Annotated in this window: 12 protein-coding genes; 7 read left to right on the top strand and 5 right to left on the bottom strand. The window is 67.6% G+C overall.

Going from position 1 to position 14,017, the window contains the following annotated elements; all coding sequences use genetic code 11:
* Window positions 1-42: 42 nt before the first annotated feature.
* The 3 genes from A37E_RS0103225 to smc all read right to left on the bottom strand — a co-directional run bounded on the left by A37E_RS0103225 (window position 43) and on the right by smc (window position 5,065).
* On the bottom strand, window positions 43-795 hold the full coding sequence (locus A37E_RS0103225; protein WP_029555299.1) for a F0F1 ATP synthase subunit A: 753 nt from the start codon (window positions 793-795) through the stop codon (window positions 43-45).
* A gap of 179 nt (window positions 796-974) precedes the next feature.
* A complete protein-coding gene (locus A37E_RS0103220; protein ID WP_029555298.1) occupies window positions 975-1,358 on the bottom strand; it encodes an AtpZ/AtpI family protein in 384 nt (127 codons plus the stop codon).
* Between the two features lie 254 nt (window positions 1,359-1,612).
* A complete protein-coding gene (gene smc / locus A37E_RS0103215; protein ID WP_029555297.1) occupies window positions 1,613-5,065 on the bottom strand; it encodes a chromosome segregation protein SMC in 3,453 nt (1,150 codons plus the stop codon).
* Between the two features lie 338 nt (window positions 5,066-5,403).
* On the opposite strand from smc, the gene trxA reads away from it, so the two are divergent.
* Together trxA and A37E_RS0103205 are read left to right on the top strand one after the other, a co-directional pair.
* Window positions 5,404-6,330 (top strand): thioredoxin, encoded by a 927-nt coding sequence (gene trxA, locus A37E_RS0103210; protein WP_029555296.1) that lies wholly within the window; start codon window positions 5,404-5,406, stop codon window positions 6,328-6,330.
* A gap of 111 nt (window positions 6,331-6,441) precedes the next feature.
* Window positions 6,442-7,113 (top strand): LON peptidase substrate-binding domain-containing protein, encoded by a 672-nt coding sequence (locus A37E_RS0103205; protein ID WP_024280366.1) that lies wholly within the window; start codon window positions 6,442-6,444, stop codon window positions 7,111-7,113.
* 1 nt (window position 7,114) lies between these two features.
* Here the strand turns inward: A37E_RS0103205 and A37E_RS0103200 are convergent, their stop codons facing one another.
* On the bottom strand, window positions 7,115-7,462 hold the full coding sequence (locus tag A37E_RS0103200; RefSeq protein ID WP_024280365.1) for a hypothetical protein: 348 nt from the start codon (window positions 7,460-7,462) through the stop codon (window positions 7,115-7,117).
* A gap of 29 nt (window positions 7,463-7,491) precedes the next feature.
* Here A37E_RS0103200 and A37E_RS0103195 point away from each other — a divergent pair, with 29 nt between their 5' ends.
* The 4 genes from A37E_RS0103195 to A37E_RS0103180 all read left to right on the top strand — a co-directional run bounded on the left by A37E_RS0103195 (window position 7,492) and on the right by A37E_RS0103180 (window position 11,603).
* Complete coding sequence (locus A37E_RS0103195) at window positions 7,492-8,562, top strand: RluA family pseudouridine synthase (RefSeq protein ID WP_081837423.1); 1,071 nt, start codon at window positions 7,492-7,494, stop codon at window positions 8,560-8,562.
* Window positions 8,563-8,722: 160 nt separating this feature from the next.
* Window positions 8,723-9,619 (top strand): RNA polymerase sigma factor RpoH, encoded by an 897-nt coding sequence (rpoH, locus tag A37E_RS0103190; RefSeq protein ID WP_029555293.1) that lies wholly within the window; start codon window positions 8,723-8,725, stop codon window positions 9,617-9,619.
* 296 nt (window positions 9,620-9,915) lie between these two features.
* Window positions 9,916-10,725 carry a response regulator gene (locus tag A37E_RS0103185; RefSeq protein ID WP_156026227.1) on the top strand — a complete coding sequence of 270 codons (810 nt, stop codon included), beginning with the start codon at window positions 9,916-9,918 and terminating at the stop codon, window positions 10,723-10,725.
* A gap of 251 nt (window positions 10,726-10,976) precedes the next feature.
* Window positions 10,977-11,603 (top strand): FkbM family methyltransferase, encoded by a 627-nt coding sequence (locus tag A37E_RS0103180; RefSeq protein WP_051678747.1) that lies wholly within the window; start codon window positions 10,977-10,979, stop codon window positions 11,601-11,603.
* 374 nt (window positions 11,604-11,977) lie between these two features.
* On the opposite strand, the gene A37E_RS0103175 is transcribed toward A37E_RS0103180, so the two are convergent.
* Window positions 11,978-12,271 carry a hypothetical protein gene (locus A37E_RS0103175; RefSeq protein WP_029555290.1) on the bottom strand — a complete coding sequence of 98 codons (294 nt, stop codon included), beginning with the start codon at window positions 12,269-12,271 and terminating at the stop codon, window positions 11,978-11,980.
* Between the two features lie 297 nt (window positions 12,272-12,568).
* Here A37E_RS0103175 and A37E_RS0103170 point away from each other — a divergent pair, with 297 nt between their 5' ends.
* A complete protein-coding gene (locus A37E_RS0103170; RefSeq protein ID WP_029555289.1) occupies window positions 12,569-14,011 on the top strand; it encodes an NAD-dependent succinate-semialdehyde dehydrogenase in 1,443 nt (480 codons plus the stop codon).
* Window positions 14,012-14,017 lie beyond the last annotated feature (6 nt).

Here is a 14,017-nt window from a genome sequence, read left to right as displayed (position 1 = left end):
CGAGTGTTGGGGAAACGGCGGAACGGCGAGGCGACGTCCGGGTCAGTGACCCGGGTGGATCGCGTCGTTGAGGTAGATCGAGGTGAGCACCGCGAACACGTAGGCCTGCAGCACCGCCACCAGAAGCTCCAGCGCGGTGAGCGCCACGATCATCAGGAAGGGCAGCGTCGCGCCGAACCAGCCGGCGACACCGGCGGAGGCGAGGCCCACCACGAAGAAGGCGAACACCTTCAGCGCGATATGGCCAGCCAGCATGTTGGCGAACAGACGCAGCGACAGGCTGATGGGGCGGGAGAGGAACGAGACGACCTCGATCACCACCAGGAAGGGAAGCAGGAAGCCCGGGACGCCCGACGGCACGAACAGGTGCAGGAAGTGGGTGCCGTGCTTGACGAAGCCGTAGATGATGACGGTGCCGATCACCAGCAGCGCCAGGGCGGCGGTGACGATCAGGTGCGCCGTGACGGTGAAGGTGTAGGGGATCAGGCCCACCACATTCGCCACCAGCACGAACATGAACAGCGAGAACACCAGGGGAAAGAACACCATGCCCTGGTTGCCGGCGCTGTCGCGCACCATCTTGGCGATGAATTCGTAGCTCATCTCCGCCGCCGACTGCGCCCGGCCCGGGACCAGCGTGCGGCCGCGGGTGGCGTAGGTGAGGAAGAAGAAGATGATCGCCACGATGCCGAACATGAACACGGCGGCGTTCGTGAACGAGAATTGCACGCTGCTGAAGTTCAGCAGGTCAACGTAGCGCTTGATCTCGAACTGGTGGATCGGATCGACGGTCATCCGAACGCGCCCCCTGCCATCGCGGCCTCGGCCGCTGAACCCAAGATCACGGCCGAAGCCGCCAAATACATCAACAGGTCGAAATCCGTCGCCGGACCCGGCCCAATGACCCGGACGGCTCGCGCCGCCCCGAAAACCCGATCCCGCCGCGCCTAGCCCCTTTGCCGAGGCGGCGCCCGTCAGGACTTGCCAGGGCCGATCTTCCGGCCTTCGCCGGACGCCCTCAGCATGTTCGTCACGCCTGCGGCAAAGCCAACCAGCGTGAACACGATCAGCCCCCAAGGCGTGATCGAGAAGAAGCGGTCGATGCCGTAGCCGATGAGAGACCCCACCAGAACGCCCGACACAAATTCGGCACCCAACCGGAAGGCAAGCGCGACGCCCGATTTGGACGAGGTATCCTGCTCTTTTGGAGCCGGCACCTCGGCTTTGGCGCGCACGTGGCCCAACGAAGTGTTGAGCCGCTCAAGCCTTGCGGAGAGCTCGGTATCGCTGGGCCGGGAGCTTCCCGCCCCGTCCGGTCCGCTTTTGCCTCCTGCGGAGGTATCGTCAGGTCCGGACATGGCGCAAGTTCCTGGCTCCGGTGGAGGACCGCAGCCCTCTCCCTTGAACCGCGGCGCACCATAGTTGCGTCAAAATTGGGTGTCAAGGCGGCCGTATATGGTATCAAGCTGCTGAAAATAAAAGAGAAAAATGTGGCTGCGACATCGTGCTTCGCCGTCTCGGCGCTGCCGCCGCGGAAAGCTTGCGCCTGCCAGCTTCAGCGAGGGCCACTCCGTCGTGACGGAAAGGTCCCGCTCAAGCGTGCTCCAAAGCGTTACACAGCCTCCCGCAGGCGCTCTGCGCTCTGCAGATCCACCGACACCAGACGGGAGATTCCCCGCTCCGCCATCGTCACCCCGAACAGGCGATTCTGGTGGGCCATGGTGATGGGATTGTGGGTGATGGTGAGGAAGCGCGTGTCCGTGAGGCGCGTCATTTCCTCCAGCAGGGTGCAGAATCGCTCCACGTTGGCGTCGTCGAGCGGCGCGTCCACCTCGTCCAGCACGCAGATGGGGGCGGGATTCGTGAGGAAGACGGCGAAGATGAGCGCCATGGCGGTCAGCGCCTGCTCTCCGCCGGAGAGCAGCATCAGCGTCTGCGGCTTCTTGCCCGGGGGCTTGGCGATGATGTCGAGGCCGGCCTCCAGCGGATCGTCCGCATCGGTGAGCACCAGTTGCGCCTCGCCGCCGCCGAACAGCGTGTCGAACAGCTTACGGAAATGCCCGTCCACCACCGCGAAGGAGGCCTGAAGCCGTTCGCGCGCCTCGCGGTTGAGGCTCTGGATGGCGGCGCGCAGGCGGCGGATGGCCTCGTTCAGGTCGTCGCGCTCGGTGGTCAGCTTGGTATGCTGGGCCTCGGCTTCTTCCAACTCCACGTCGGCGCGCAGGTTCACGGCGCCGAGTCGCTCCCGGTCGCGCTTCGCCCGCTCCAGCGTCGCCTCGATGGCCGCGACGTTCGGCGGCGGGGATGAGTCGGTGAGGCCGGCTTGTTCGCGGGCGAGGTTCGGCGGGCCGTCGAGAATGTCGGCGATTTCGCGCTGGAGGTCGTCGCGGCGCTGGCGGGCGCCCTCCAGCCGGGCGTCGGCGCGGGCGGCCTCGGCCCGGGCGCCGGACATGGCTTCCAGCGCGTCGCGGGCGGCCCGGTCGGCGGCAGCAAGTGCCTCCTCGCCCTCGGCGAGCCGGTCGGCAGCCTCGCGGCGGGCGGCCTCCGCCTCTTCCAGCGCATTCATGATTGCACGACGGCGGCGGATGAATTCGGAGGGCGCTTCCTCGATCTCGGCGAGCTCGGCCTTCGCCTCGGCTTCTCGGGCAGCGACCGCGGCAAGCCGTTCCCCGGCACCTCCGGCGCGCTGGCGCCAGGAGCGTTCTTCCGCGGCGATGGCTTCCAGCCGGCGCATGCGCTGGGTGGCATCGCGTCGCAGCGCATCGAGCCGGGCGCGGGCCTCGGCCACGGCGGCGCGGCGCTCGGCGGTGTCCGCACGGGCGCGCGCCAGCTCCGATTCGAGCACCTGCGGCGTGTCGAGTGCGGCGAGCTGGCGCTCGGCATCGGTCAGCGACGCCTCCGATTCGGCCCGCACGGCGGCGAGGCGGTTGCGCGCCTCGGCCAGTGCGGAGAGCCGCGCGAGATGCTGGGCGGCGCGGCGCTCGGCCGCCTCCAGCGTGGCGCGGCTCGCCTCGGCGGATCGCTGCGCGGCGCGGCGGGCCTCCCGGGCGAGATTTTCGCCCTCGGCGGCCTGACGCAAGACGCCTTCGCGGTCGGCGAGGGTCGCGCGCACTTCGTCGAGATGTGCTTCAGCCAGCGCCGCCTCGGCCTCGATGTCGGCGAGCCGATTGCGCTCGGCGAGGCGGCGAGCGGCGGCTGTGGGGGCGTCAGCGGCGGCAACCACGCCGTCCCAGCGCCACAGGTCCCCCTCCATGGAGACGAGGCGCTGGCCGGCCTTCAGCCGGCTTGCTAGCGCGGGACCGTCGGCGCGGGCCACGATGCCCACCTGCGCCAGCCGTCGTGCCAGCGCCGGGGCGCCGGAGACGAAGCGGGAGAGGGGCTGGGCGCCGTGCGGCAATGGGGGGTCGGACGGGTCCAATGCCGCACCGGCCCAGCGGGCGGGGGCGGCGCCGTCCACCGGCAGGTCGAGATCATCGCCCAAGGCGGCGCCGAGCGCCGTCTCATAGCCCTTGGCGACGGTGACGAGATCGGCCACAGGCGGGAAGCGCGCATCGCTGGACTGGAGCACCTTCGCCAGTGTTCGCGCCTCGGTCTCCAGACGGCCGAAGCGCGCCTGCGCTTCGGCGAGGGTCGGGCGCAGTTCCTCAATGGCGCGGCGCGCGACAGTGTGGGCCACCTCGGCGTCGATGCTGGCTTCCTCGGCCTCGGCCAAGGCGTCGCGAGCGGCCTCGGCCTCCATGCGCAGGCCTTCGAGGGCGTCGGTTCCGGCCTGCTGCTTCAGGCGGCTTTCCTCGGCCTCCACGGAGGCGCGCTCGGCGGCGTTGCGCACCAGCCGGTCGCGCGTCTCGCGCAGAAGCTGCTCCAGCGAAGCGCGGCGGGCGCCAAGATCGGCAAAGTGCGCGGTCTTTTCCTCAAGGGCGCGCTCGGCCTCCTCCAGAAAGGCGGCGGCCTCCTCCTGCATGTCGGCGGCGATGGCTTCGCGCTCGGCCGCCTCCTCCTGCTCGAAGCGCAGGTTTTCGGCCTCGGTGGCGAGACGCTCCAGCACGCTCTCGGCGTCGTGGGAGAGGGCCTCCTCGCGGGCGGTATCCTGAGCCAGCTGAACGAGACGACGTTCCAGCTCCTCCTTGCGGGCGGCAAGACGCGCCTCTTCGGCGTCCAGCTCCTGCCGGGCATGGGTCAGGCGCTGCAAGGCGGCGGCGGCTTCCGCCTCCTTCTGGCGGAGCGCCGGGAGCGCATGGGCGGCAAGGGCCTGAAGGCGCGCGGCCTCGGCCTGCAGGCGCGTGTGCTCGGCGCCATCGCGCTTTGCGGCTTCAACGGCTTGCTCGGCGTCGGCCAGCGCCTTGGTGACGTCCTGCCAGCGCAGCCAGAGCAGGGTTGCCTCGCACTGGCGGATTTCGGCGGCCAGCGATTTGTACCGCACGGTCTGGCGGGATTGGCGGCGCAGGCTGTCCACCTGTGTGCCCAGCTGCGTGATGACGTCTTCCAGCCGCAGCAGGTTCTGCTCGGCGGCCTTCAGACGGGTCTCGGCCTCATGGCGGCGGGCGTGAAGGCCGGCGACGCCGGCGGCCTCTTCCAGAATGCGGCGGCGGGCATTGGGCTTGGCGCCGACGATCTCGCCGATCTGCCCCTGCCGCACGAGGGCGGGGGAGCGGGCGCCGGTGGAGGCATCGGCGAAGATGAGCTGGACGTCGCGGGCACGGACGTCCTTGCCATTGATGCGGTAGCTCGATCCGGCGCCGCGCTCGATGCGGCGGACGATCTCCAGCTGGTCCCACTCGTTGAAGGCGGCAGGGGCGGTGCGGTCGGAATTGTCGAGGTGCAGCACCACCTCTGCGGAATTGCGCGCCGGCCTCCCCGTGGTGCCGGAGAAGATGACATCCTCCATGTCGTTGGCGCGCATGGCCTTGTAGGAGCTTTCGCCCATCACCCAGCGCAGCGCCTCGACAAGATTGGACTTGCCGCACCCGTTCGGCCCCACCACGCCGGTAAGGCCGGGCTCGATCAGGAGATCGGTGGGCTCGACGAAGGTCTTGAAGCCCACGAGCCGCAGGCGGTCGAACTTCATGCCGCGATCTTGGCTGTGGGAATGGGGAACAGGGTCATCGCCGCGGGGTGTGCCAGCCTTTCCGGTGGAGGTCAAACCAGCGTGCATGGGCCATCACCCCCGCGCAAGCCTTGGTTTGTCAACGATCCACAGGGGGTGCCTTGTGCGTCGGCGGGAGGTGCACGCAGATGCGTCTTGTGGTTGCGCCGGCGCCTCCTGCCTTACCTTCCACCGTTGAAAAGGGTACAAGGCGGCAAGCGCCGCATTGCGTCGGTGTGTCTGCGCCCCATTTATGGGGGGCCGACCCGGCGATGGCGCCTTCGGGCGCTGCGGGGCTGGATTTTCGGGGATTGCGACACATGCTGCTCAATCAGGCAGGCGCCACGGGTGCCAAACCGGCTGCGGGTTCGGACAGCGCCGGCGGCGACATCATCGACACCACCACCCAGACCTTCATGGCCGAGGTGATGGAGGAATCGAAGCGCCGTCCGGTCCTCGTGGATTTCTGGGCGCCGTGGTGCGGCCCGTGCAAGACGCTGACGCCGGTCATCGAGAAGGTGGTGAAAGCCGCCAAGGGCAAGGTGCGCCTCGCCAAGCTGAACATCGACGACCATCCGGTGATCCCCGGCAAGCTCGGCATCCAGTCGGTGCCCACCGTCTATGCCTTCGTGAACGGCCAGCCGGTGGACGGTTTCATGGGCGCCCTGCCGGAGGGGCAGGTGAAGGCGTTCATCGATCGCCTCATCGGGCCTGCCACGGACGGACTGGAGGAAGCCCTTGCGGCGGCCGAAGGCGCGCTGGCGGATGGCGACCTGACCGCTGCGGCCGAAATCTTCGCTGGCGTGCTGGGCGAGGAGCCGGACAATCTGAAGGCCCTCGCCGGCCTCGTGCGCACCCAGGTCGCGGCTGGCGCGCTGGAGCAGGCCAAGGCGACGCTGGCGCTTGCGCCCGCCGACAAGGCCAACGACCCGTCCGTTGCCGCTGCCCGCGCCGCCCTCGATGTCGCCGAGCAGGCCGCCTCGCTGGGGGACCTCGCGACGCTGCAGGCGAAGCTCGACCTCGACCCGGCCGATCATCAGGCCCGCTTTGATCTCGCGATCGGGCTCAATGCCAAGGGCCGGCGCGAGGACGCGCTGATCCACCTGCTCGACATCGTCAAGCGCGACCGCGCCTGGAACGAGGATGCCGCGCGCAAGCAGCTGGTCCAGTTGTTCGAGGCCTGGGGCCCGACCGATCCGCTCACCCTTTCAGGACGTAAGAAATTGTCGGCGATCATGTTCGCCTGAGAGCGCGGCCTTTCCTTATTCCGGGGCGAGACGCAGCTTTCGATCATTGGTCGATGCGCTTTGCCGACGCGGACGGAGTTTCGCTCGAAGGCGCTCGAGAAGGATTTTTTCGTGGCTAACAACCGCAATTACCTGTCGCCGGCGGACATTCCGCCGGTGATCCCCGTGTTTCCGCTCACCGGTGCCTTGCTGCTGCCGCGGGCGGAACTGCCGCTCAACATCTTCGAGCCGCGCTATCTCGCCATGGTGGACGATGCGCTGGCCGGCGCGCGGCTCATCGGCATGATCCAGCCCGACGAGGCGGCGCCTGCGGGCGCGAGCGGACCGGCTGTGCACAAGGTGGGCTGCGTGGGGCGTCTCACCCAGTTCGGCGAGACCGGGGACGGGCGCTACCTCATCACCCTGAGCGGCATCTGCCGTTTCCGCGTGGTGGAGGAGATGGCGGTGACAACCCCCTATCGCCAGTTCCGCATCGATACGGCCCTGTTCGCCGAGGATTTCGATGTCTCGGCCGGCGAGGCGGAGGTGGACCGGGAGGCGGTGCTGGCCGCGCTCGCGGCCTTCCTCGACGCCAACAAGCTGGAAGCCGACTGGGACGGTATCCGCCAGGCCGGCACCGAGACTTTGGTGAACGCCCTTTCGGTGATGTCGCCCTACGGCGCGCTGGAGAAGCAGGCGCTGCTGGAGGCGGAGAACCTCAAGGCCCGCGCGGACATGCTGGTGGCCATCACACAGATGATGCTGGCCCGCATGCCGGGGGACGGCGAGGGATCGCTCCAGTAGCTCAGGGCTCTACCGCAAAGCGCAGCCGGCCCGCCGGGGCGAGGGTGCGGGCGTCGAAGGTGCGGATCTCGGTCGCGCCGTTGACCTCGATGGCCACCACCACCACGTCGCCGGAGACGGCGGTGGAGACAATGCGGGCGCCCTTGGGCAAAAGCGCGGTCATTTCGCCCGACGCAAGCGGTTTCGCCCGGATCATGCGATAACCGATCACGCCGAACACGGCCGCCACCCCCAGCACCATGACCAGCATGGAGATGCTGGAGAAGCGGCGGAACTTGCGGATGACGCGCTCCTGTTCCGGCGTCAGCGCCTCTTCGGGGGTGTCGATCTGGGGCGGGCGGTGGAACATGAGGGGCCGGGGCTCCTGACGGGACGAGAATGAACGCGAAGACGACCGAAGCTGCCCTTGTCGACGGCTTCGACGACCTCACCGACGACATCGGGCCGGACGAAGCCGGTCAGGACGCTGGCGCGAGCCTCACCCTCGCCGTCGCCCCCGAGGATGCGGGGCAGCGGCTGGATCGCGTCCTGGCGCGTCTTGCGCCCGAACTCAGCCGCACCCGCATCCAGCGTCTCGTTGCGGAAGGGCAGGTGTCCATCGGCGGGGGAGTGGTAGGGGACGCGGCCGCGAGGGTCAATGCCGGCGAGGTCTACACCCTGACCCTGCCGCCTCCCGAGCCGGCCGAGCCGGTGGCGGAAGACCTCCCGCTCACCATCGCCTTCGAGGACGATCATCTCATCGTCATCGACAAGCCGGCCGGGCTGGTGGTGCACCCGGCGCCGGGCCATGCCTCGGGCACGCTGGTGAACGCGCTCCTGCACCATTGCGGCGACAGCCTCTCCGGCATCGGCGGGGTGCGGCGGCCGGGTATCGTCCACCGCATCGACAAGGATACGTCGGGCCTGCTGGTGGTGGCCAAGTCCGACGCCGCTCACAAGGGCCTCGCCGCCCAGTTTGCCGACCATGGCCGTACCGGGCCGCTGGAGCGCGCCTATCTCGCTTTTGTCTGGGGCGTACCCGAGCCCCGCGGCCGGGTGGATGCGCCCATCGACCGGCACCCCACCCATCGCCAGAAGATGGCGGTGCGGGGTTCCGGCCGCCATGCGGTGACCCATTGGGAGGTGCTGGAGACTTTCGTCGGCAAGACCGGCACCGAGGTCGCGAGCCTCATCGAATGCCGGCTGGAGACCGGGCGCACCCACCAGATCCGCGTCCACATGGCCCATGCCGGCCATCCGCTGCTCGGCGACGAGGTGTACGGCCAGGGCTTCCGGACCAAGGTCTCGCTGCTGCCAGATGAGGCCCGGGCCTGCCTTGCCGCGCTTGGCCGGCAGGCGCTGCACGCCGCTCGGCTCGGCTTCGCGCACCCGGTGACCGGCGAGGAATTGTCGTTTGAAAGCGAGCTGCCGCAGGATCTTGCGGCGCTCAAGGCGGCGCTGCGCGACTGATCGCGAGCGTGCAGAAACGCAATCCGCTCTCGCAGCGACGTGAGAGGATGAAACCTATCCGCCTTTCGTTCGTATCTATATTATCGTGCGTCGCGGTCGGCGTCATGCGGCCGCACGAGCGGCTGCCCGGATGGGGGCCGCGGGAGAAGGAGGCCTCGTGATGGCCCAGCAGAAGTCCATGCCCATTCCCTCCGCAGAGGGCGGGCTTTCGCGGTACCTGGAGGAAATCCGGCGGTTCCCCATGCTGGAGCCGCAGGAGGAATATATGCTCGCGAAGAGCTGGCGCGAGCACGGGGACCGGGACGCCGCTCACAAGCTGGTGACGAGCCATCTGCGCCTCGTGGCCAAGATCGCCATGGGATACCGCGGCTATGGCCTGCCCATCTCCGAGGTGATCTCCGAGGGCAATGTGGGCCTCATGCAGGCGGTGAAGCGGTTCGAGCCCGAGAAGGGCTTCCGCCTCGCCACCTACGCCATGTGGTGGATCCGCGCCTCCATCCAGGAATACATCCTGCGCTCGTGGAGCCTCGTGAAGATGGGCACCACGGCGGCGCAGAAGAAGCTGTTCTTCAACCTGCGCAAGGCCAAGAGCCAGATTTCCGCGCTGGAAGAGGGCGACCTGCGTCCCGATCAGGTGAAGCAGATCGCCACCAAGCTCGGCGTCACCGAGCAGGACGTGGTGGACATGAACCGCCGCCTGTCCGGGGACGCCTCCCTCAACGCCCCCATCCGCGAGGATTCGGAAGGCGGCGAGTGGCAGGACTGGCTGGTGGACGAGCGTCAGGACCAGGAGGAGCAACTCGCCGAGAGCGAGGAGCTGAGCAACCGCCGTTCGGCCCTGTCCGGCGCCCTGTCCGTGCTCAACGACCGTGAGCGCCGCATCTTCGAGGCGCGTCGGCTCTCCGACGACCCAATGACGCTGGAAGACCTTGCCGCCGAGTTCGGCGTCTCACGCGAGCGCGTGCGCCAGATTGAGGTGCGCGCATTCGAGAAGGTGCAGAAGGCGGTGATGGACCGCGTTCGGCAGATCGAAGCACCGGAGGCGGTCTCGGCCTGAGCCGGGACCGCGCCATCTCGCCATCGACCTGTAAGGTTCCGGTCGAGTAGCCGGCTCGCGGCCGGCGCTGTCGCCTATGGCCGTCACCCCCCTCTCAGGATACCTCCGAAACCTTTCCGGCAGGACGTGGCCACGCTTGGGTTGACGTATACGGCATTCAATCAACTCTAAATATCTGCTCCTTGGCGAAAATTGGTCCAAATGGGGATAGATTGGATCGATCTGATCTGGATCGCATGAGCCTAGCATGATACCCGCCTAGCTCGACCTCCGGGGTGGCTTTGACAGGAACTCCCGTGCCGACGGCTGTTCGTGCCGGGGGTGGCCATGGCGCGTGTGATGGCAGTTGGGCGATGCGGGATGTTGCGGTCATCGTCGTCGATGACGACAAGGAGTTCCTTCTTGAGGTGCGAGAGGGCCTCGCGCTCGAGAACCTGCCAGTGGTCTGCGCCTCTTCGCCTTTGAGCGCTCTCGATATCGTCGAGCAGAACTTCGCCATACGCGTGCTGGTCACCGACCTTGCCATGCCGGATCTTGACGGTCTTGAGCTGATCCGTCGTGTGGGTGAACTTCGTCAAGGCCCGCAGATTCTCCCCATCATACTCACGGGAAATGCATCGCTGGAGAACTCCGTTGCCGCCCTGCGCATGGGCGCGGTGGATTTTCTCCAGAAGCCGGTCGAAATCGCCAATCTCGTGGCCGCCATTCGGCGTGCGCTGGATCTCTCCGTGCAGAAGCGGCGGGCAGCGACCTTGTTCGACGATCCTCTGTCTCTTCTGCGCCTGCTTGACGGCCTGCGCATGGACCGCAAGCGGGTTCTTCCGAGGATTGCCGGCGGAGATGCCGCCTGGGAAATGCTGCTCGATCTCGCCATGGCGCAGGCTGCTGGCCGGCAGGTTTCGGTCTCGGCGCTATGCGCGGGGGTCGGAACCTCCACCACCACAGCCTTGCGTCGCCTCGAAGCGCTTGAGCAGGAAGGGCTTGTCGAGCGCCATCCCGACCCCGAGGATCGCCGAAGGGTATGGCTCCAGCTGACCCACAAGGGCGGAGCATCCGTGCGTCAGGCCGGCCGGCGCTTTGCCGAAACCCTCCGGGCGCTCATTTAGTAATATGTCCGAACGAAAATTGTATTTCGCTAAAATTGCGTGTTGCAACGAACTATTTTTGACCTCATATTTTAATATAGATAGGTCCATTCTGGACATTATGACTACAATCTGAACCCGATTATCATTGTGAAAATTTCGGTACCCGGGCACTTTCCGCGGAGTTAAGCGGGTGGAGTGCCATGGGTGCAGCTGTTCTTGCTGATGACGGTGGTCGCGTCATCAATCCCTCTCACCATGAGAGAGGACTTGTGGCGGCTTGGCTCGGAAATGCCGTCGGAACGTTCGTCGATGTCGGTGCGGGGGATCCCATCCGCGGCAGCCAGACCTATCATCTCGAGCTGAACGGCTGGAAGGGTCTGCTCATCGAGCCGTCCGTCGAGCTGGCCAAGGCATTGGAGACGACACGAAAGTCTCCGGTTGTCCCGGTCGCCTGTGCGGCGCCCGGAGCGCCAGACATACTTCAGCTCTGGCTTCTGGGATGGGAGGCGCGGTCACACCTGTTCCCCGGCGACCAGCCGAGCGGCGTGATGCGCGTGGCGGCCAGAACGCTTGATGACATTCTGGCGGAGGCGGGCATCACCAGCTTCGACTTCCTGTCCCTCGACGTGGGGGGCACCGAGGCGGACGTTCTTTCCGGCTTCACCGCCTCCCGTTTCAAGCCGCGTCTCATCCTGGTCGACGACCGGGTGGATTTCGGCCGCAGCCGCCGCCTGTTGCGGGCACATGATTATGTGCCGGTCCGTCGCACCGGGCACAACGCCTGGTTCGTGCCCCGCAAGGTCGCCGGCCTTGCGTTCGCGGACAGGGTGACGCTCGCGTGGCACTACGGGCCGGCGCGCCTCGCGCGGCGGCTGCAGCGCCGCGTTCTGGCCTGATGCTGGAGAGGGCGCCCTCGCCAGACGGGTCGACAGTCGGGGCTGGGCGTGAGCCGCCTGTTGTGAAGCGCGGACAGGAGTGACGCGATCAGCATCAGGGCGACGCCGATGAAGATGCCGGCGAGGCGTTCCACGACCGGCATCAGTTCGGCGGGCGGTCTGCCATCGGTGAGCAAGCGGGAGAAATAGAAGATGCCGCCCGCGAGCGCCGCCAGATAGCATGAGGTCGAGATCGGCGGTCAACGGCGCCTCCCCACACAATCGCTGCGCCGGCCTGTCCGGATGACGGCGTCGGGGCGTACAAGCGCTTGATACCCTTTGGAAACCCCTCGGCGCCAGCGCCCGATCGCAGAGGGTCCGACGCCGTGCTCCGTTCAGCCGTGCCTGTCCTTGTCCTCGCCGATGGACGTGGCGATGTCGGTGAAGGTCGGGGAGGGGCCTTCCTGGCGATTGGTGGCCGCGCGCAGGAAGCGGATGGGGAACAACACCCCTTCGGCCTGGCCCGGGCTGATGGTGCGGCAGGCGGCATCGCGGCGGCAGGCGTCCTCCGCCTCGGCGAGCGCTGTCTCGATCTCGCCGGAGGTGAGAAGGCCCTTGTTCCGCATGGTCTCGACCAGGCGCGACAAGGCGAGGAGCACGCCTTCCAATTGCAGGTTCGCGGTGTTCATGGGGTTCTCCGCTCTGGTGCGGCGTTCCGCCGTCCAGCCATGCCAACGCTGCGGACCTCGCACCGGTTTCCCCGCGCCGGCCGCAGGTTCTCAACCGCACCGTTGCCGCATAGGATGCGCGCCCGCCCCGGCGCCTGCCCGCCACTCCACTTTCGGTGTTCGTTTCCCGCAGCGCTCCAGCCGGATGGCCGGATGAGCGGCGGCCTACGGCCCACCGGTGCGCAAAGACCGATTCGAATACACGGTTCGACCGGCGCCTGCGCGATCCACGGCGCGGCGCCCCAAGGAGGAAGCCCGATGTCCGATGCCTATCCCAACGTCCAGCTCCACATTGACGGTGTCTGGCGCGACGCCGAGGGTGGCCGCCGCATCCCGGTCATCAATCCCGCCACGGAGGAGGAGATCGGCTCGGTCGCGCACTGCTCGCGGGCCGACCTCGACGCGGCGCTGGAGGCGACCGAGCGCGGCTTTGCGATCTGGAGCAAGGTATCGGCCTTTGATCGGTCCAAGCTCATGCGCAAGGCCGCCGACCTGCTGCGCGAGCGCGCCGACGGCATCGCCCGGCTGATGACGCTGGAGCAGGGCAAGCCGCTCATCGAGGCGCGGATGGAGACGCTGGCGGCTGCCGACATCATCGACTGGTTCGCCGAGGAAGCCCGCCGCGCCTATGGCCGCGTCATTCCCGCCCGCGCGCCCGGCGTCTATCAGCTCGTCATCAAGGAGCCCGTGGGGCCTGTCGCGGCCTTCACGCCGTGGAATTTCCCCCTCAACCAGGTGGTCCGCAAGCTGTGCGGCGCGCTGGCGGCAGGCTGCTCCATCATCGTGAAGGCGCCGGAGGAGACGCCGGCGTCTCCCGCCGAGCTGATCCGTGCCTTCGTGGACGTGGGCGTGCCGGCCGGTGTCATCGGGCTCGTCTATGGCGTGCCGGCGGAAGTGAGCGAATATCTCATCCCGCACCCGACCATTCGCAAGATCACCTTCACCGGCTCCACCCCGGTGGGCAAGCGGCTGGCGGCGCTGGCGGGCGAGCACATGAAGCGCGCCACCATGGAGCTGGGCGGGCATTCGCCGGTCATCGTTTTCGATGATGCGGACGTGGCTGCCGCGGCCAAGCAGATCGCCACCGCCAAGTTCCGCAACGCCGGGCAGGTGTGCGTCTCGCCGACCCGCTACCTCATTCAGGAGAAGGTCTACGAGCAGTTCGTGGACGCCTTCGTCACCGTCGCCAAGGCGGTGAAGGTGGGCAACGGCCTGGACGCCGGCACCACCATGGGCCCGCTCGCCAACGAGCGCCGCATCCCGGCCATGGAAGCCCTCATCGCCGATGCCCGCCAGAAGGGGGCCGAGGTGGCGACCGGCGGCTCGCGCATTGGAAACAAAGGCTATTTCTTCGAGCCCACGGTGGTCACGGGCGTCACCCGCGACATGCGGATGATGAACGAGGAGCCGTTCGGCCCGCTGGCGATGATGCTGCCCTTCTCGGATTTCGAGGAGGCCGTCACCGAGGCCAATCGGCTGCCCTATGGCCTTGCGTCCTATGCCTATACCCGCTCGGCCAAGACCGCCCAGCAGGTGGCGCACCGGGTGCAGGCGGGCATGATGACCATCAACCATCTGGGCCTTGCGCTGCCTGAGGTTCCCTTCGGCGGCATCAAGGATTCCGGCTATGGCTCGGAGGGTGGTTCGGAGGCCATCGAGGCTTATCTGAACCCCAAGTTCGTATCCCAGGCCGGGATCTAACCCTCA

This window comes from Xanthobacter sp. 91, assembly GCF_000702385.1.
In the GTDB taxonomy this organism is placed as follows: Bacteria; Pseudomonadota; Alphaproteobacteria; order Rhizobiales; family Xanthobacteraceae; genus Xanthobacter; species Xanthobacter aminoxidans.
This window is presented reverse-complemented; position numbering and strand designations above follow the sequence as displayed.

Excerpts from the sequence above, each read along its gene's own strand:
- A37E_RS0103225 (WP_029555299.1), bottom strand. The coding sequence starts at position 795 with ATGACCGTCGATCCGATCCACCAGTTCGAGATCAAGCGCTACGTTGAC.
- A37E_RS0103220 (WP_029555298.1), bottom strand. The coding sequence starts at position 1,358 with ATGTCCGGACCTGACGATACCTCCGCAGGAGGCAAAAGCGGACCGGAC.
- smc (WP_029555297.1), bottom strand. The coding sequence starts at position 5,065 with ATGAAGTTCGACCGCCTGCGGCTCGTGGGCTTCAAGACCTTCGTCGAG.
- trxA (WP_029555296.1), top strand. The coding sequence starts at position 5,404 with ATGCTGCTCAATCAGGCAGGCGCCACGGGTGCCAAACCGGCTGCGGGT.
- A37E_RS0103200 (WP_024280365.1), bottom strand. The coding sequence starts at position 7,462 with ATGTTCCACCGCCCGCCCCAGATCGACACCCCCGAAGAGGCGCTGACG.
- A37E_RS0103195 (WP_081837423.1), top strand. The coding sequence starts at position 7,492 with ATGAACGCGAAGACGACCGAAGCTGCCCTTGTCGACGGCTTCGACGAC.
- rpoH (WP_029555293.1), top strand. The coding sequence starts at position 8,723 with ATGGCCCAGCAGAAGTCCATGCCCATTCCCTCCGCAGAGGGCGGGCTT.
- A37E_RS0103175 (WP_029555290.1), bottom strand. The coding sequence starts at position 12,271 with ATGAACACCGCGAACCTGCAATTGGAAGGCGTGCTCCTCGCCTTGTCG.
- A37E_RS0103170 (WP_029555289.1), top strand. The coding sequence starts at position 12,569 with ATGTCCGATGCCTATCCCAACGTCCAGCTCCACATTGACGGTGTCTGG.